This window comes from Streptomyces sp. NPDC058620 (genome assembly GCF_042717135.1).
Taxonomy (GTDB): Bacteria; Actinomycetota; Actinomycetes; order Streptomycetales; family Streptomycetaceae; genus Streptomyces.
Map to the genome: position 1 here is coordinate 1 of NZ_JBHXQO010000028.1, position 18,015 is coordinate 18,015.

The following is an 18,015-nucleotide window of genomic DNA, read 5'->3' on the forward strand; positions in this document are numbered from 1 at the left end:
CAACACGCCCCCCGTGCGGTGGGCGCGGCGTAATTTTTCCAGGTTAAAATGGCGGGAGGGGACCTCAGCTCTGCTTCGCCCACCACTCCTTGAGCGCGGCGATGGCCGTACCGCGCTCCATCGGCCCGTTCTCCAGTCGCAGCTCCAGCAGGAACCCGTACGCCTTGCCGATCACCGGCCCCGGACCGACGCCCAGGATCTCCATGATCTCGTTGCCGTCCAGGTCGGGCCGGATCGAATCAAGCTCCTCCTGCTCCTGCAACTGGGCAATGCGCTCCTCAAGGCCGTCATACGTCCGCGAGAGGGCGTTCGCCTTGCGCTTGTTCCGCGTCGTGCAGTCCGAGCGGGTCAGCTTGTGCAGGCGCTCCAGGAGCGGGCCCGCGTCGCGCACGTACCTGCGAACCGCGGAGTCGGTCCATTCCCCGTCGCCGTAGCCGTGGAAGCGCAGATGCAGCTCGACGAGCTTCGATACGTCCTTGACCATGTCATTGGAGTACTTGAGGTCGGTCATCCGCTTCCTGGTCATCTTCGCGCCCACCACTTCGTGGTGATGGAAGGAGACGCGGCCGTCCTTCTCGAAGCGACGAGTCCTCGGCTTGCCGATGTCGTGCAGCAGGGCGGCAAGCCTCAGCACGAGGTCGGGCCCGTCCTCTTCGAGGTCGATGGCCTGCTCGAGGACGGTCAGCGAATGCTCGTAGACGTCCTTGTGACGGTGATGCTCGTCACTCTCCAGACGCAGTGCGGGAAGCTCCGGCATCACGTGGGCCGCCAGGCCGGTGTCGACCAGAAGCCCCAGCCCCTTGCGCGGGTGTGCGGAGAGAAGCAGCTTGTTGAGCTCTTCGCGGACCCGCTCGGCCGAGACGATCTCGATGCGCCCAGCCATGTCCGTCATCGCCGCGACCACTTCGGGGGCTACCTCGAAGTCCAGCTGTGCCGCGAAGCGCGCCGCACGGAGCATGCGCAGCGGGTCGTCGGAGAAGGACTCCTCCGGCGTGCCAGGGGTGCGCAGGACGCGCTCCGCGAGGTCCTTCAAGCCGTCGTGCGGGTCGACGAACTCCTTCTGCGGCAGCGCGACGGCCATCGCGTTGACCGTGAAGTCCCGACGTACGAGGTCTTCCTCGATGGAGTCGCCGTAGGAAACCTCGGGCTTCCGTGAGGACCTGTCGTACGCCTCCGACCGATATGTCGTGACCTCGACCTGGTATCCGTCCTTCTGGCACCCGACAGTGCCGAAGGCGATTCCGACCTCCCACACCGAGTCCGCCCACGGTCGGACGAGCTTGAGCACGTCCTCGGGACGGGCGTCGGTCGTGAAGTCCAGGTCGTTCCCGAGCCTGCCGAGCAGCGCGTCGCGAACCGAGCCACCGACCAGAGCGAGACTGAACCCGGCCTCCTGGAATCGGCGGGCGAGGTCGTCGGCGACCGGGGACACTCGCAGCAGTTCGCTCACTGCGCGGTGCTGCACTTGGCTCAGTGCACTGGCGTTGTCTTCCTTGGCGTTCGGCACAACAGAAAAGGGTACGTGCACCGACCGGCCCGGGCGTCATCGTTTCTTGTGACCCTGCGAGACTCTCCCGATCATGTGGCGCAGTCCCCAGCACTTAGCTCCGGCGCACATCGTTACCATGCGGGGACGCAGGGACCGACAACGATCGACAGCAGTTGACGACGACGAGGGACGGGTAGGCGCGTGGCCGAGGCGGCAGACTTTCAGGGGATGAGTCCCGCTCCTGCCCGCCGGTGGTTGCGGCGCACAGCCTCCTTGCTCCTCGGAGCACCGTTGCTGGCCGGCCTCCTCGGCGGTCCCACAGCGCCCGCAGCGCAGGCCGCTGGAACGGCAAAGGCTCCCACCGGCTCCAGCACCGTCGCAGTGTCGCTCGACACACTGAGCCCCAGTGCACCGGTGAAGGGGGACACCCTCACCGTCTCCGGCACGCTGACGAACAACGGCCGGGAGACGATCAGCCGCGCCAATGTCGATCTGCGGGTGGGCCCGAAGCTGTCCGGCAGGACGGCGATCGACAATGCCGCAAAGCGCACCGGCTACGTGCCCGGGGTCGATCCGGCCCCGCTCGGCGGCAAGTACACGGTCAAGACCGCGAACCTGCGGCCCGGGCTCAGTCAGGACTTCGAGCTCTCCGTGCCCGTCAGCAAGCTGCCGCTGGACGACGCGGGCGTCTACCAGCTCGGCGTCTCGCTCTCGGGCCGGACTGCCCGTGCACCGTACGACCGGGTGCTGGGTCTCCAGCGCACCTTTCTTCCCTGGCAGCCCAAGGAAAGCAACGGCAAGACCAAGCTGACCTACCTCTGGCCGCTCATCTCCTCTGCCCACGTCAGCGCCGAGACGGGCTCGGACGAACAGCAGACCCCCGTCTTCGCCAACGACGACCTCGCGGCCGAGCTCGCCCCGGGGGGCCGGCTCGAACAGCTGGTCTCCCTGGGGCGTTCTCTCCCTGTGACCTGGGTCATCGACCCGGATCTGCTCGCCACGGTCGACGCGATGACCAAGAACTACCGGATCAAGGTCGGGGACACCACCGTCGCGGGGGAGGACCAGGACGTCGCCAAGCAGTGGCTGACAGCGCTGGGGACGGCGGTGCAGGACGGCAAGGTGATCGCTCTCCCGTTCGCCGACCCCGACCTGGCATCGATCGCCCACCGCGGCAAGAGCGTCTCGGGCACCCTCAGCCATCTGCAGACCGCCACCGAGGTGGCGGACATGACGGTGGAGACGATCCTTCACGTGACTCCCTCCACCGACTTCGCATGGCCGGTGGAGGGAGCGGTCGATCCGTCCATCGTCGATGTCGCCACCTCGGCCGGCGCGCACAACGTGATCGCCCGCAGCGACAGCCTCGCGGAAACCGGCAGCCTTCCCTACACGCCGACCGCGGCCCGGCCGATCGGTGGCGGTACCACTGCCGTCGTCGCGGACTACCGGCTCTCGACGGCGTTCAGGGGCGACATGTCGCATGCCGGGGATTCCACGCTCGCCGTCCAGAAGTTCCTGGCGCAGACGCTGGCGATCACGGAGCAGGACCCCGAGAAGCAGCGCAGCATCGTCGTCGCTCCCCAGCGGACCCCCAGTGCGTCCCAGGCACAGACGATGGCCGACGCCCTGCACGCGCTCATCGACGAGCGCTGGACGCAGCCTCTGGACCTGACCGCTGCGGCCGAGGAGAAGCCCGACGCGGGGGCGACGACCAAGGTGCCGCGGTCCTCCCAGTACCCGAAGAAGCTGCGCGGCCAGGAGATCCCCACCCAGGCGTTCCAGGACATCAGGACGACCAAGGACTCGCTCAACAGCTTCCAGGTCATCCTCACCCACCCCGACCGGGTCGTGACCCCGTTCGGCAACGCGATCAACCGCTCCATGTCGACGTCATGGCGCGGCAGGCCGCTGGAGGCACAGAGGTACCGTGACGCGGTACGCACCTATCTGCGTAGTCTCACCAGCGAGGTCCAGCTCATCGCCAAGTCGGACGTCACGCTGTCCGGCCGGAGCGCGACGATTCCCGTCACGGTCCAGAACAAGCTGGTGCAGGGCGTCGACAACCTCGTGCTCAGGCTGACGTCGGAGAACGCGACCCGGCTGAAGCTCAACGACGACGGCCCGGTGGCGGAGCAGCCCGTAAGGATCGCGGGCGGCCACAGCCAGTCCGTGAAATTCGACGCCGCGGCCAACGTCAACGGGCAAGTGCAGGTCACAGCAAGGCTGTTCACCGAAGACGGCACACCGTACGGCGAAGAGATGACCTTCACGGTGAAGGTCTCCGAAGTCACACCGACTGTGCTTCTCGTCATCGCCGGCGGACTGCTGCTGCTGGTCCTCGCGGGCATCAGGATGTACACACACCGCAAGCGCACCATCGCAAGCGACACCACGGAGGACAACGGCGGCGAACCCGAGCAGCCGAGTGACCCGACGCCGGACACTGGTCCGGAAAGCGGGGACCCGTCGGGCACGGGTGAGAAAGTGGACCGTTGAGCGATGTCTGTCGTGGCCGGTCGGCCGGAAACGATGAGGTGGGGTTTCGATGAACGCGCCGTACGACGGTGACCGCGGCCAGGGCGCGGGCGGAGGTGGGGCTCCCGGTGGGCCAGCGGTCCCTCCGGGCGGCTACGAGAGCCCGACACCTCCGGATCCGTATCTCCAGCACGCCTACGACCATGATCCCTACCAGGCTCAGGACCTCGCGGCCCAGGACCCGGTGACCGAGGCGCTCTACGACCGCGCCTCGCACCCACCGCCGCCCCCGGGCTCGTTCCAGGAACCCCAGCCCCTCTACCAGCAGCCTCCGGCGGCCCCGTACGCCCCCGATCCCCGGCTGTGGGCCCAGACGCCCGCCCCGGAGCCCTCGGGTCCCTCCCGGCACCTCCCGTACGGTGACAACGCGGCGACCACCCAGTTCGTCGGAGTGGACGACCTGGTCACCCGCGCAACGGACGACCGCGAGGAGCCGGACGCCTTCGCCCATCTCTTCCGTGACCAGGAGGGCTCGGCAAAGCCCCCGGGTCAGCCGGAGCCCGCACCGGCCCCTGCTCCCGTCCCGCCCAAGTCCGGCGGCCGGGCCTCCAGCCTGCTGAAGTCCAGTGCACTCATGGCGGCCGGCACCCTGGTGTCCCGGCTGACCGGTTTCGTACGCAGCCTGGTGATCACCGCCGCGCTGGGTGCGGCCCTGCTCGGTGACGCCTTCACCATCGCGTACACCCTGCCCACGATGATCTACATCCTCACCGTGGGCGGCGGACTGAACTCGGTGTTCGTCCCGCAGCTCGTCCGGTCCATGAAGGAGGACGAGGACGGCGGCGAGGCGTTCGCGAATCGTCTGCTGACCCTCGTGATGGTCGCCCTCGGTGTGATCGTCGTGCTCGCGGTGTTCGCCGCACCCTGGCTGATCGGCATGATGTCGCAGACGATCGCGACGAGGCCCGACGCCAACAGCGTGGCTGTCACCTTCGCCAGGTACTGCCTGCCCACCATCTTCTTCATGGGTGTCCATGTCGTGATGGGCCAGATCCTGAACGCCCGCGGGAAGTTCGGCGCGATGATGTGGACCCCGGTCCTCAACAACGTCGTCATGATCTTCACGTTCGGTCTGTTCATCTGGGTCTACGGCACCTCGGGCGAGTCCCAGATGGGTGTCGAGACGATCCCGGAGGATGGCATCCGGCTCCTGGGCATCGGCACCCTGCTCGGCCTGACCGTCCAGGCGCTCGCCATGATCCCGTACCTGCGGGAGGCGGGCTTCCGCTTCCGCCCCCGCTTCGACTGGAAGGGCCACGGGCTCGGAAAGACGATCAGGCTGGCCAAGTGGACCGTCCTGTTCGTCCTGGCCAACCAGGCCGGTGTGCTGGTCGTCACCCAGCTGGCGACCTCGGCGGGCGAATCCTCCGGCACGGACGGCACCGGCTTCCTCGCCTACTCGAACGCCCAGCTGATCTGGGGCATGCCGCAGGCCATCATCACCGTCTCGGTCATGGCCGCTCTGCTCCCCCGCATCTCCCGGGCCGCCCATGACAACGACCCCGGTGCGGTCCGCGACGACATCTCGCAGGGGCTGCGCAACTCGGCCGTGGCCATCGTGCCGGTCGCCTTCACCTTCCTGGCGCTCGGCCTGCCCATGTGCACCCTGCTGTACGCCTCCAGCGGCACCGAGGCCGCCCGGTCCATGGGCTTCATCCTGATGGCGTTCGGGCTCGGCCTCATCCCGTACTCCGTGCAGTACGTCGTACTGCGCGGCTTCTACGCGTACGAGGACACCCGCACCCCTTTCTACAACACCGTCATCGTCGCTGTGGTCAACGCAGCCGCCTCCGCCCTCTGCTACGTGGTCCTTCCGGCCCAGTGGGCAGTCGTCGGCATGGCGGCCTCGTACGGGCTGGCCTACGCGGTCGGCGTCGGGATCGCCTGGCGCCGGCTGCGCAACCGGCTGGGCGGCGACCTGGACGGCGCCCACATCGTGCGCACCTACGCCCGCCTCTGCCTGGCGGCGGTGCCTGCGGCCGTCGTCGGTGGCGGCGTCGGATTCGCCCTACTGACAGTTCTCGGCGAGGGCGCCCTCGGCTCGCTCGCCGCTCTGGTGTGCGGTGGCATCGTGCTGCTGGGCATCTTCTTCCTGGCGGCGAAGAAGATGCGCATCGAAGAGCTCAACGGCATGGTCGGCATGGTCCGGGGGCGGCTCGGACGGTAAAGGGGACCCGGCCGCACAACCTTCGCCCGACACCGCGTGTCGTGCATAGCGCCGGAGTGTGGGCACAATTGGCCTGACTGTGCAGAGCCGGCTGGCATCGCTCAACGGATGGGGAGGCAGGAACGACGGTGGCGGAACGTAGCACGGCTGCCGTCGACGTGGCCGACAACAGCGGCGACGAGCCGCTGACCGCCAAGGCGGACGAGGCCACGACCGACGGGACCGCGGAACCCCAGGACACAGCAGGCGCGAGCCCCAAGAATGCGGATGGTGGGCGAGATGCCTCACGTGCCATTCCCCCGGCGCCCGATGTGCACAGTGGCCACAAACTCGCCGGACGCTATCGCCTCGAAGAGTGCGTCACCCGTCTGGACGGATTCAGCAGCTGGCGTGCTGTCGACGAGAAGCTGCGCCGTGCGGTGGGAGTGCATCTCCTCCCCGCAGATCACCCGCGCGCCCGCTCCGTGCTGGCCGCCGCCCGGTCCTCCGCTCTGCTCGGGGACCCGCGCTTCGTACAGGTCCTGGACGCCGTCGAGGAGGACGACCTCGTCTACGTCGTCCACGAATGGCTTCCGGATGCCACCGAGCTCACCGCTCTGCTGGCGACGGGCCCCCTGGAGGCCCACGACGCCTACCAGCTCGTCAGCCAGATCTCACAGGCGATGGCGGCCGCTCATCGTGAGGGCCTCGCACATCTGAGGCTCACTCCCGGAGCCGTGCTGCGCAGTTCGACCGGGCAGTACCGGATTCGCGGCCTCGCCGTGAACGCCGCCCTGCGCGGCATCACCGCGGAACGCCCCCTGCGTACCGACACCGAAGCCATCGGGGCGCTGCTCTACGCCGCTCTCACCCACCGCTGGCCCTACGAGAACGACGCCTACGGCCTTTCGGGGCTGCCCAAGGGCGTCGGGCTGATCGCCCCCGACCAGGTGCGGGCCGGCGTCCACCGCGGGCTCTCGGAGATCGCCATGCGGGCGCTCGCCAACGACGGCGCGACCGCCTCCCGGCAGGAACAGCCCTGCACCACGCCGGACGAGCTGGCCAAGGCCGTCGCCGCCATGCCGCGCATCACGCCGCCGGAACCGACGTTCACCGCACCGCCCGAGTACCAGCGCACGACCTACCAGCAGGGCACCTACGGGCGCCCCTCGTCCCGTCCGAGCCAGGCGACACAGCCCGTCATGGCTCCGCCGCCCCCGCTGCAGAGCCGCACCGGCAAGGCCCTGAAGTGGGCCGTGTCCGCCCTTCTGATCGCGGCGCTGGGTCTGGGCAGCTGGCAGCTTGCCGAGACCGTCCTCGACCGGAGCAAGGACCCCGTGGACCCGGGAACCACCCAGACGCCCCCGGACGACGACAAGAAGAACAAGGCGAGCGAAGCCGGCAAGCCCGTATCCATCGCCGGGGCCCGGGACTACGACCCGCTCGGTGCGGACGGTTCCGAGAAGCCCGCTGCGATAAGGAACGTGCACGACGGCGATGCCAGCACCTTCTGGCACACGGACGGCTACTACAGCGCCGACTTCGGCAGACTGAAGGAAGGTGTCGGAGTCGTTCTCGACCTGGGCAAGGTCCAGCAGGTCGGGACCGTGGACGTCTCCTTGCTCGGAGGCACCACGTCGGTCGAACTCCGGACGACGGAAAGCGCGTCCGCGCCGGCACTTCCCGGTGGTTTCACCAAGGTCGCCGACGGATCAGGTACGAAGGTGTCACTCAAGCCCGACGAACCGGTAAAGGCACGGTACGTTCTGGTCTGGCTGACCAATTTGCCGCTGAGCGACGACGGAAGATTCCGCGGCAAGATCTCGGATATCAAGATCACCAGCTGACGGCACCAGGGGAGGGGGCTCACCGTTGGACAACGCCAGATTCGCCGACACGAACGACCAGGATCTCCTGGCCCAGCACGTCGCAGGCGAACAGGACGCCTTCGGCGAGCTCGTACGGCGACACCGTGACCGGCTCTGGGCCGTGGCCCTGCGCACGCTCGGCGACCGTGAGGAAGCTGCGGACGCGGTCCAGGACGCCCTGATATCCGCCTTCCGCGCCGCCCACACCTTCCGAGGCCAGTCCGCCGTCACCACATGGCTGCACCGCATCACGGTCAATGCCTGCCTCGATCGGGCGCGCAAGGCCGCCTCGCGGAAGACATCCCCGGTGGACGACGCCGAGCGGCTCGATCAGCTCCTGGAACCCCATGAATCCGCCGAGGCACCCGCCGAACGCCAGGATCTGCACCGCGAACTCCTGGCCGCCCTGGCTACACTGCCGGCCGAGCAACGCGCCGCGCTCGTCCTGGTAGACATGCAGGGCTACCCGGTCGCGGAGGCCGCCCGCATTCTCGACGTCCCGACCGGCACCGTGAAGAGCCGCTGCGCACGGGGGCGCGCGAGACTGGTCCCCATGCTCACTCATCTGCGCGGTGATGGCAGGGATAGCGGCGACCTCACCGTGGGAAGGAACCGCACGCAGGGGACATCCGTCCCACCGGCGTCGGGACCTAGAGATGCAGGGGCAAGCGACCCTGCTGCTGCGAAGGGAGGAGGTGGGCGCTCGTGACTTCCACGGCCGATATGAATCAGCACCCGGACGTCTCGGAGATCTCGGACCTCACTGAGGGACTCCTCTCCGCCTCCCGCACGGCGGATGTCCGTCAGCACATCGACGGATGTGAGCTCTGCGACGATGTCCAGAGCTCCCTGGAAGAGATCCGCAGCCTTCTCGGAACCCTTCCCGGCTCCCCGCGGATGCCCGACGACGTCGCCGGACGCATCGATGCCGCGCTCGCCGCCGAAGCACTTCTGAACGCCACCGCGCCCGCTGAGGAAGCCTCTGTTTCACGTGAAACAGAACCCGCTGCCGACGAACCGGCCGGCGCCAAGCCCAGCCCCTCCGGCCGCCCGGCAGGCCACCCACGAGGCGCGACCGGGCCCAGCCGCCGTCCCGCCCGTCGGCGGCGCCGCACGGCCGTGCTCGGTGCAGCGTTCGGCGCAGCGGTTATCGGCGTGAGCGTCTTCCTGTTGCAAGCCGTTCAGCCCTCTCAGAACTCGGATTCGGCCTCGAAGATGGCGGACAGCAGCGCCAGTGCGGCCGAGGACGGTGCCCGCACCTTCTCGGAAGGCACATTGGGGGCTCGCGTCGACGCCCTGCTCAGCAGCGCCACGACGTCGCAGGTTCCGGGCGGTGAGAAGAGGGAACCGACCTCGGACTCCCAGTTGACCCCCGAGGTTTCGTCAGCGGACCCCTCGGCGCCCACGAGCCCCCTGCGCACACCCGTGGTGGCCGTCCCGTCCTGCGTTCAGCAGGGCACCGGCCGCAACACCCCGCCCCTGGCCGTGGAACAGGGCGTGTACCAGGGAAGCGACGCCTACCTCGTCGTCCTGCCCCACACCACGGACGCCTCACGCGTGCAGGCCTACGTCGTCGATGCGGCCTGCGTGGACGCCACCCCCGCGGCAAAGGGAACGCTGCTCCTCACTGACTCCTACGCCCGCTCCTGAACTCTGCGCCGACTGCCGCGGCACGTCGGGAATGCACGGCCCGTAGGATCCGTTGGGTGGGGTGAGAGTCGTTGAACCGGCCCCAGTAGGCAGTAGGCAGTCTGCAGAGACGAGGAAGACACCAGTGAGCGACGTCCGTAATGTGATCATCATCGGTTCCGGGCCGGCCGGTTACACCGCCGCCCTGTACACGGCTCGTGCGTCGCTGAAGCCGCTGGTGTTCGAGGGCGCCGTCACCGCCGGTGGTGCTCTGATGAACACCACCGACGTGGAGAACTTCCCTGGCTTCCAGGACGGCATCATGGGCCCCGAGCTCATGGACAACATGCGCGCCCAGGCCGAGCGCTTCGGGGCGGAGCTCATCCCCGACGACGTGGTCTCCGTCGACCTGACCGGTGACATCAAGACCGTCACCGACACGGCGGGCACGGTCCACCGGGCCAAGGCCGTGATCGTCACCACCGGTTCCCAGCACCGCAAGCTCGGCCTGCCCAACGAGGACGCCCTCTCCGGACGAGGTGTCTCCTGGTGCGCGACCTGTGACGGGTTCTTCTTCAAGGACCAGGACATCGCCGTGGTGGGCGGCGGCGACACGGCGATGGAGGAAGCAACCTTCCTCTCCCGCTTCGCAAAGTCCGTCACGATCGTCCACCGCCGTGACTCGCTGCGTGCCTCCAAGGCCATGCAGGAGCGGGCCTTCGCCGACCCGAAGATCAAGTTCGCCTGGGACAGCGAGGTCGCCGCGGTCCAGGGCGAGCAGAAGCTTTCCGGTCTGACGCTGCGCAACACCAAGACGGGCGAGACCTCCGAACTCGCGGTCACGGGCCTGTTCATCGCTGTCGGCCACGACCCGCGCACCGAGCTCTTCAAGGGCCAGCTCAACCTGGACGACGAGGGCTACCTCCAGGTCGAGGCGCCTTCGACGCGCACCAACCTGTCGGGTGTATTCGGCGCCGGAGACGTCGTCGACCACACCTACCGCCAGGCCATCACCGCGGCCGGCACCGGATGCTCCGCGGCACTCGATGCCGAACGCTTCCTTGCCGCGCTCGCCGACGAGAAGCTCGCCGAACCGGAGAAGACCCCCGCGGTCTGACCCGCGGCAACCCCACCCCACACCCCGCGAAGTTAAGGAGGCCGCCGTGGCCGGCGACCTGAAGAACGTGACCGACGACACCTTCGACGAGGTAGTCCTCAACAGCAAGAAGCCCGTACTCGTGGACTTCTGGGCCGCCTGGTGCGGTCCGTGCCGTCAGATCGCCCCCTCGTTGGAGGCCATCGCGGCTGAGCACGGGGAGCAGATCGAGATCGTCAAGCTCAACATCGACGAGAACCCGGCCACCGCCGCCAAGTACGGCGTGATGTCCATCCCGACGCTCAACGTCTACCAGGGCGGCGAGGTCGCCAAGACCATCGTCGGCGCCAAGCCGAAGGCCGCGATCCTCCGCGACCTCGAAGCCTTCATCGGCGAGTAGCAGGCACCGCACTCTGTTTCACGTGAAACGGGCCCACCCCCTCGGGGGTGGGCCCGTTTCGCTATCTGCGCCGAACTGCTCAGAGCGGCCGCAGCGCAGGCTCCTTCTGAACCGCGCCCAGCAACCTGTCCAAGGCCAACTCGACGTCTTCCTTCCAGGACAGGGTCGTCCTCAGCTCCAGTCGCAGACGCGGGTACTTGGGATGCGGCCGCACGGTCTTGAATCCGACCGCCAGCAGGTGGTCCGCCGGCAGCACACAGGCAGGTTCCTTCCACCGTGCGTCCCCGAACGCCTCGATGGCCTTGAACCCGCGCCGCAGCAGATCCTTGGCAACCGTCTGCACCAACACCCGTCCCAGCCCCTGCCCCTGATAACCGGGCAGGATCAGAGCAGTGATGAGTTGCACGGCGTCGGGCGACACAGGGCTCGTGGGAAACGCCGTCGCACGCGGCACATAGGCAGGCGGTGCGTAGAGGACGAAGCCGGCCGGCACGTCGTCCACGTAGACGATTCGGCCGCAGGAACCCCACTCCAGCAGCACCGCGGAGATCCAGGCTTCCTTCTCCAGCTCAGGTCTGCCCGCCTTTACCGCAGCTTCCCCACTGACCGGGTCAAGCTCCCAGAAGACACACGAGCGGCAGCGTCCGGGGAGATCCGGAAGGTTATCCAAGGTGAGCGGTACGAGCCGACGCCCCATGAAGGCGGTTCCTCACTTCCTTCGCCCGCCGCATCCCGTGCGGCTGTCAGCGCACTCCGTTCACGAAACAGGCTGCCGAAGAACCCACCGACGGCCCCCAAGCCCAAGGCGACTGTCACCAGTCGACTGCGGCTCATTGTTCGCATACCCGCGACCTCCTCCGAGGTGGCATCAAGGTGGGTGCGCCATACCAGAACGCATCGTATCCACCCAGACGTGCCACGGAAACCGGGAGAGAGCAAAGGGCGGGCAGTGGTCCGGCAATAACCTGGACCCCTGCCCGCCCTCGGTTCGAACGAGGGATCAGTCCTCGTCGCCCTCGGCGGGCCCTTCGGAGAGTGCGCGGTCCAGCACGCGCCCCTCGCCCGGCGCGAGGCTCCCGAGAATGCGGTCCAGATCCTCCATCGAGGCGAACTCGACGACGATCTTTCCCTTCTTCTGACCGAGATCGACCTTCACCCGGGTCTCGAAGCGGTCCGAGAGCCGGGTGGCCAGGTCGCTGAGAGCCGGCGACAGCCGACCCCCAGCCCGCGGCCCCTTCGGCTTCGCGGAACTCGTAGGAGTGGACCCCAGGAGAGTCACGATCTCCTCCACCGCCCGCACCGAGAGCCCCTCGGCGACGATGCGGTGGGCGAGTCGGTCCTGCTCCTCGGAGTCCTCCACGGACAGAAGCGCTCGCGCGTGACCGGCCGACAGCACGCCCGCCGCGACCCTGCGCTGCACCGGCGGCGAGAGCCGCAGAAGACGCAGCGTGTTGGAGACCTGCGGACGGGACCGGCCGATCCGGTCAGCGAGCTGGTCGTGCGTGCACTTGAAGTCCCTCAGCAACTGGTCGTACGCCGCCGCCTCTTCCAGGGGGTTCAGCTGCGCACGGTGCAGGTTCTCCAGGAGCGCGTCGAGAAGCAGCTTCTCGTCATCGGTCGCCCGCACAATCGCGGGAATCCGCTCCAGGCCGGCCTCACGGCACGCCCTCCATCGCCGCTCACCCATGATGAGCTCGTAGCGGTCCTCCGCCACCTTGCGCACCACGACGGGCTGGAGGAGACCCACCTCCTTGATCGAGGTCACCAGCTCGGCGAGAGCATCCTCGTCGAACACCTCACGCGGCTGCCGGGGGTTGGGCGTGATCGATCCCAGAAGAACCTCGGCGAAGTACGCTCCGGCCGCATCCCTCGTCTCGGCCGACGCCTCCGGCCCCGAGACAGGAACAGTGGGTTCAGGCACCACCGGAGCAGCAGGCAGCGTGGTCACCTTGGCCGCGGCCACACCACGCTCGGCAGTGAGTACCGGAGTCGCCCCCGGTCCGGCCCCGGGGGACCCGACCTGTCGCTCCTGCGGTGCGGCGGGGATCAGCGCACCGAGCCCACGTCCCAGCCCTCTACGACGCTCACTCACTGGATGCCCTCCGAAACGCTCTGCTGGCTGTTCTGACTGCCCGTCCGGGCATGCTGGGCCTCGTAGTGCAAGCCGACGCCCCTCAAGGCGATCTCGCGGGCCGCCTCGAGGTACGACAAGGATCCGCTGGACCCCGGGTCGTACGTCAGCACCGTCTGCCCATAACTCGGCGCCTCGGAAATACGCACCGACCGCGGAATGCTCGTCCGCAGCACTTCCTTGCCGAAGTGGGTGCGCACCTCCTCCGCGACCTGCGACGCGAGCCGGGTCCTGCCGTCGTACATCGTGAGCAGGATCGTCGACACGTGCAGATCCGGGTTGAGATGTCCTCGCACCAGGTCGACGTTCCTCAGCAACTGTCCCAGCCCCTCCAGCGCGTAGTACTCGCACTGGATCGGGATCAGAACTTCGGCTCCGGCAACGAGAGCGTTGACCGTGAGCAGACCGAGCGAGGGCGGGCAATCGATGAGGATGTAGTCGAGCGGCTGCTCGTACGCCTGGATCGCCCGCTGCAGTCGGCTCTCCCGTGCCACCAGTGACACCAGCTCGATCTCCGCACCGGCGAGATCGATGGTGGCAGGAGCACAGAAAAGACCTTCGATGTCCGGGACGGGCTGGACCACTTCGGAGAGTGGCCTGCTGTCGACAAGGACGTCATAGATGGAGGGGACTTCGGCGTGATGGTCGATCCCCAGAGCCGTGGAGGCGTTCCCCTGCGGGTCGAGGTCGACCACCAGGACGCGAGCACCGTGAAGTGCCAGGGAAGCGGCAAGATTGACCGTCGAGGTCGTCTTGCCCACCCCGCCCTTCTGGTTGGCCACCACCATGACGCGCGTCTGGTCAGGGCGGGGCAGCCCCTCGCCGGCGCGGCCGAGGGCCTCAACCGCCAGCTGGGCCGCACGACCGATGGGTGTGTCGTCCATCGGGGGCGGTGTTTCACGTGAAACACCCTCCCCCGCAGACTCGGTTCGGGGACCGGGGACCGGATCGGTCATCGGTCCCGCGATGTTGGCGTCGGACCGCAAGGATTCACTCTCCTCGACTTCAGGCTCGCAATGAGCAGAGCCTGCCATGCTTTCGGGGTCGTGAACCAGCGAGGCCCGCTCTTCTGTGGATGAATCCACTTCTGTGGACAACTCGGCAGCCCGTACGAGCCTACGGTCGCGCGGCGCGGCAGCCGCACGACCGCGGCTGATGATTCCCTGCAGCAGAGAGCGACGTTTCACGTGAAACACGATGCCTGCGAAGCGCCGCCAGCCCTCTACGACACTCCGCAGCGAGTACGTATGGCTGCTTGTATGGAGCATCACTGAAAGAAGGTATGAACTGTACGTAACAGCCCGAAACGGCCAGTCACAGTCGAGCGCGGACTGCGCTTCAGCGGCGTCGGCGGGTGCGGCTGACCCTTGCCGCCTTGGCCTTCTTTGCGGCGAACCTCACACCGCCAGGGCTCTCCCCGACCACCACACGCACCACCGTGGTCGTCGGATCGACCACTCCCTCACCGGCGTGCAGCACCTCGGTCTCCACCACCCCGAGCTTGCTGAGCGCCGCACGAGCCCCGTTGATCTCCTCCTCGGCGGTGTCGCCCTTGAGTGCCAGCATCTCCCCGTACGGGCGCAGCAACGGCACACCCCAGCCCGCGAGCCGGTCGAGCGGGGCGACGGCACGAGCTGTCACGACGTGCACCGGCTGCAACGTGCCGAGAACCTCTTCGGCCCTGCCTCTCACGACCGTCACATGATCAAGCCCCAGCAGTTCGACGACCTCCTGGAGAAAATTGGTCCGTCGCAGCAACGGCTCCAGCAGGGTGATCTTCAGATCCGGCCGCACCAGGGCCAGCGGGATGCCGGGTAGACCGGCCCCGGAGCCCACGTCGCACACCGTGACACCCTCCGGAACCACCTCGGAGAGCACCGCGCAGTTCAGCAGGTGCCGCTCCCACAGCCGCGGTACTTCACGGGGGCCGATCAGCCCTCGCTTGACCCCCGCGTCCGCAAGCAGTTCCGCGTACCGGACAGCCTCTGGGAAGAGCTCACCGAATACTGCCCGCGCCTCCTCAGGTGCCTGGGGGAGCTCTGCTGCCTCCGTCACGGGGACCGTCCTTCCGTACCGCACTAGCGCACTGTGGGTGGCTGACTATCAGGCTGACAAAGATCGGCCCCGCCTGCGAACAGACGGGGCCGACAGTACAAGGGTCCGGTCAGGCCGGCAGAACGACGACGAAGCGCTGCGGCTCCTCGCCCTCGGACTCGCTGCGCAGACCGGCTGCCGCGACCGCGTCATGCACGACCTTGCGCTCGAACGGCGTCATGGGGTCCAGCTTCACCGGCTCACCGGAGTTCTTGACCTCATCCGCGGCCTTGGCACCCAGCGCGGCAAGAACCTCACGCTTCTTGGCCCGGAAGCCGCCGATGTCCAGCATCAGACGGCTGCGGTCGCCGGTCTCCCGGTGGACAGCGAGACGCGTCAGCTCCTGCAGAGCCTCCAGCACCTCACCGTCGCGCCCCACCAGCTTCTGCAGATCACGTGCCGAGTCGCTGATGATCGAGACTGCCGCCCGGTCCGCCTCGACATCCATGTCGATATCGCCGTCGAGGTCGGCAATGTCGAGCAGGCCCTCGAGGTAATCAGCCGCAATCTCACCCTCCTGCTCAAGGCGGGTCAGAGTGTCGCTGCCCTCAGCGGCCGCGGTCACGGTGCCTTCCGTCACGGATGGACTCCTTCTTACTTCTTGGACGGGTGCTTGGGCCGCTGCGGGCCCTTGCGCTGTCCGGACTTGGCTTGGCGTGAGGAGCCGGAAGCGGGCTTGCCCGCCGGCTTCGGCTGGTCGTCCTGTGCTGCGTCCTGTGAGGCATCCCGCTTCTCCAGCGAGGTCTTGGCTTCCGGCTCGGTGGAGTCGGATTCCTTGGCCCCGCCGGGCTGGGCGGCACTCGTGTGGCGCTTCGCCTTGGTCTGGCGCTTGGGCTGCTGGCGCTTCGGCGCGGGAGCACCCTCGGCCTCGGCGATAGCGGCGTCGCTCTTGGCGACGGTGCCGTCCTCCTGGGCCGCGAGACCCAGCTTGGCCAGACCGGTGATGAACTTGCGCTCGATGTCGTTACGGTCCGTGCCCTTGGCCACGACCCGCTTGACGGTGTTGCGCCGCGTCCGGCCGCGTACCTGTCCATGAGCGGTGACGCTCTTCAGCAGACGCCCCAGGTACTGCTCCTGCGCCTTGCTGCCCGGCGTCGGGTTCTGGTTGATCACGTACATCTGCTGACCCATGGTCCAGACGTTGGTGGTCAGCCAGTACACGAGGACACCGACGGGGAAGTTGATGCCCATGACGGCGAAGATGATCGGGAAGATGTACATCAGCATCTTCTGCTGCTGCATGTACGGGGTCTTCACCGTCAGGTCGACGTTCTTCGTCATCAGCTGGCGCTGCGTGAAGAACTGCGAGGCCGACATCATCACGATCATGATCGCGGTGACGACACGGACGTCCATCAGCGAGGCGCCGAGCGCCTGGACCTTCTCTTCGCTGTCCATGAACTTCGCGGCCAGCGGAGCGCCGAAGATGTGCGCCTGACGTGCGCTGTCGAGCAGCGGCTGGTCGATGACGCCGATCGTCTTGCCCGAGGCGATGGACGAGAGCACGTGATACAGGGCGAAGAAGAACGGGGACTGCGCCAGGATGGGAAGGCACGAGGAGAGCGGGTTGGTACCCGTCTCCTTGTACAGCTTCATCATCTCTTCGGACTGACGCTGCTTGTCGTTCTTGTAGCGCTCCTGGATCGCCTTCATCTTCGGCTGGAGCACCTGCATGTTCCGGGTGGACTTGATCTGCTTAACGAAAAGCGGGATCAGGCAGATCCGGATCAGGACCACCAGAGACACGATGGACAGGCCCCAGGCCCATCCCGTGTCGTCACCGAAGAGCGCGCCATAGACCTTGTGGAACTGGACGATGACCCAGGAAACGGGTGTGGTGATAAAGCTGAACAGACTGGCAATCGTGTCCACTAATCAGGCTCCTTGAGCATTGGGCGAGGTCTCTGTGGCCGGGCTCAGGGGTTCGGAGGCCGATCCCCTGGAAGGCGGCACATCGGCGGCGGAGTCCCCGCCCTTGCCACCGCGCAAAGAGCTGCGCAGCAGTTCGTGCCAGCGCGGACGTCTGCGTGGCGGAACATGATCCACACCGCCGGGTGACCACGGATTGCATCGAAGGATGCGCCATGCGGTCAGCGCCGTTCCCTTGATCGCACCGTGCCGGTCGATCGCCGTATATCCATAGTGGGAACACGACGGGTAGTAGCGGCAGACAGGCCCGAGAAGTGGGCTGATCGTCCACTGATACAGCTTGATGAGAGCCAGCAGCGGGTACTTCATCGCGCGCCCCCTCCCAGGAGCCGCTGAAGGGCGGCATCCAGGTCTCGGGCCAGCTGTGCATGGTCGGCGTCGCCCGATCCGGGCAGCGCTCGTACGACAACAAGGCTACCGGGGGGCAGCTGAGCCAGCCGTTCGCGGACCAGATGGCGAAGCCTTCGCTTCACCGCAGTGCGTACGACCGCTCCACCCACAGCTTTGCTGACAACGAAACCCGCACGCGGCGGGGGAGCACTCTCCCCAGTCACGTGCGGGTCCGTTGAACCGCTGCTCAGATGGACAACGAGTAGCGGGCGACCAGCCCTGCGTCCTCGTCGTACCGCGGTCGCGAAGTCCTCGCGCCGCCTCAGCCGATTCTCGGTAGGCAGCACGTCATGGACCTGTTAGCG

General features: G+C 67.5%; 16 protein-coding genes. 7 read left to right on the plus strand and 9 right to left on the minus strand.

Features of this window, described 5'->3' with window-relative positions:
• Positions 1–64: 64 nt before the first annotated feature.
• Positions 65–1,507 carry a CCA tRNA nucleotidyltransferase gene (locus ACFWSK_RS23465; RefSeq protein ID WP_383789467.1) on the minus strand — a complete coding sequence of 481 codons (1,443 nt, stop codon included), beginning with the start codon at positions 1,505–1,507 and terminating at the stop codon, positions 65–67.
• A gap of 183 nt (positions 1,508–1,690) precedes the next feature.
• Here ACFWSK_RS23465 and ACFWSK_RS23470 point away from each other — a divergent pair, with 183 nt between their 5' ends.
• The 7 genes from ACFWSK_RS23470 to trxA all read left to right on the plus strand — a co-directional run bounded on the left by ACFWSK_RS23470 (position 1,691) and on the right by trxA (position 11,166).
• Positions 1,691–3,988 (plus strand): DUF6049 family protein, encoded by a 2,298-nt coding sequence (locus ACFWSK_RS23470; protein WP_383789470.1) that lies wholly within the window; start codon positions 1,691–1,693, stop codon positions 3,986–3,988.
• 49 nt (positions 3,989–4,037) lie between these two features.
• Entirely contained in the window at positions 4,038–6,194 is a 2,157-nt protein-coding gene (murJ, locus tag ACFWSK_RS23475; protein WP_383789474.1) for a murein biosynthesis integral membrane protein MurJ, read from the plus strand.
• A 128-nt stretch (positions 6,195–6,322) separates the two neighbouring features.
• Entirely contained in the window at positions 6,323–8,020 is a 1,698-nt protein-coding gene (locus ACFWSK_RS23480; protein WP_383789477.1) for a serine/threonine protein kinase, read from the plus strand.
• Positions 8,021–8,045: 25 nt separating this feature from the next.
• Complete coding sequence (gene sigM / locus ACFWSK_RS23485) at positions 8,046–8,750, plus strand: RNA polymerase sigma factor SigM (RefSeq protein ID WP_383789480.1); 705 nt, start codon at positions 8,046–8,048, stop codon at positions 8,748–8,750.
• Positions 8,747–9,691, plus strand: a complete 945-nt coding sequence (locus ACFWSK_RS23490; protein ID WP_383789483.1) for a hypothetical protein — start codon at positions 8,747–8,749, stop codon at positions 9,689–9,691. Before sigM ends, ACFWSK_RS23490 begins: the two co-directional genes overlap by 4 nt.
• A gap of 124 nt (positions 9,692–9,815) precedes the next feature.
• Positions 9,816–10,787, plus strand: coding sequence for a thioredoxin-disulfide reductase (gene trxB / locus ACFWSK_RS23495; protein ID WP_383789486.1), 972 nt, complete (start codon positions 9,816–9,818; stop codon positions 10,785–10,787).
• 46 nt (positions 10,788–10,833) lie between these two features.
• Positions 10,834–11,166 carry a thioredoxin gene (gene trxA, locus ACFWSK_RS23500; protein ID WP_383789490.1) on the plus strand — a complete coding sequence of 111 codons (333 nt, stop codon included), beginning with the start codon at positions 10,834–10,836 and terminating at the stop codon, positions 11,164–11,166.
• 79 nt (positions 11,167–11,245) lie between these two features.
• On the opposite strand, the gene ACFWSK_RS23505 is transcribed toward trxA, so the two are convergent.
• The 8 genes from ACFWSK_RS23505 to rnpA form a co-directional block, all read right to left on the minus strand.
• The gene (locus ACFWSK_RS23505) at positions 11,246–11,863 is read right to left on the minus strand and encodes a GNAT family N-acetyltransferase (RefSeq protein ID WP_383789493.1); all 618 of its coding nucleotides are present in this window, start codon (positions 11,861–11,863) and stop codon (positions 11,246–11,248) included.
• A gap of 303 nt (positions 11,864–12,166) precedes the next feature.
• Positions 12,167–13,258 carry a ParB/RepB/Spo0J family partition protein gene (locus ACFWSK_RS23510; RefSeq protein ID WP_383789496.1) on the minus strand — a complete coding sequence of 364 codons (1,092 nt, stop codon included), beginning with the start codon at positions 13,256–13,258 and terminating at the stop codon, positions 12,167–12,169.
• Positions 13,255–14,331: a ParA family protein gene (locus ACFWSK_RS23515; RefSeq protein ID WP_383789685.1), complete on the minus strand. Its 1,077-nt coding sequence runs from the start codon at positions 14,329–14,331 to the stop codon at positions 13,255–13,257. Before ACFWSK_RS23515 ends, ACFWSK_RS23510 begins: the two co-directional genes overlap by 4 nt.
• Before the next feature lie 304 nt (positions 14,332–14,635).
• Positions 14,636–15,352, minus strand: a complete 717-nt coding sequence (gene rsmG / locus ACFWSK_RS23520; RefSeq protein WP_383789499.1) for a 16S rRNA (guanine(527)-N(7))-methyltransferase RsmG — start codon at positions 15,350–15,352, stop codon at positions 14,636–14,638.
• A gap of 109 nt (positions 15,353–15,461) precedes the next feature.
• Positions 15,462–15,971, minus strand: a complete 510-nt coding sequence (locus ACFWSK_RS23525; protein ID WP_383789503.1) for a protein jag — start codon at positions 15,969–15,971, stop codon at positions 15,462–15,464.
• Positions 15,972–15,985: 14 nt separating this feature from the next.
• Complete coding sequence (yidC, locus tag ACFWSK_RS23530) at positions 15,986–17,263, minus strand: membrane protein insertase YidC (RefSeq protein WP_383789506.1); 1,278 nt, start codon at positions 17,261–17,263, stop codon at positions 15,986–15,988.
• Positions 17,264–17,266: 3 nt separating this feature from the next.
• Positions 17,267–17,629, minus strand: coding sequence for a membrane protein insertion efficiency factor YidD (gene yidD / locus ACFWSK_RS23535; protein ID WP_383789509.1), 363 nt, complete (start codon positions 17,627–17,629; stop codon positions 17,267–17,269).
• Positions 17,626–17,997 carry a ribonuclease P protein component gene (rnpA, locus tag ACFWSK_RS23540; protein WP_328911246.1) on the minus strand — a complete coding sequence of 124 codons (372 nt, stop codon included), beginning with the start codon at positions 17,995–17,997 and terminating at the stop codon, positions 17,626–17,628. The genes yidD and rnpA overlap by 4 nt, the downstream gene beginning before the upstream one ends.
• Positions 17,998–18,015: the final 18 nt, after the last annotated feature.

Excerpts from the sequence above, each read along its gene's own strand:
- murJ (WP_383789474.1), top strand. The coding sequence starts at position 4,038 with ATGAACGCGCCGTACGACGGTGACCGCGGCCAGGGCGCGGGCGGAGGT.
- ACFWSK_RS23505 (WP_383789493.1), bottom strand. The coding sequence starts at position 11,863 with ATGGGGCGTCGGCTCGTACCGCTCACCTTGGATAACCTTCCGGATCTC.
- yidD (WP_383789509.1), bottom strand. The coding sequence starts at position 17,629 with ATGAAGTACCCGCTGCTGGCTCTCATCAAGCTGTATCAGTGGACGATC.
- ACFWSK_RS23515 (WP_383789685.1), bottom strand. The coding sequence starts at position 14,331 with ATGGCAGGCTCTGCTCATTGCGAGCCTGAAGTCGAGGAGAGTGAATCC.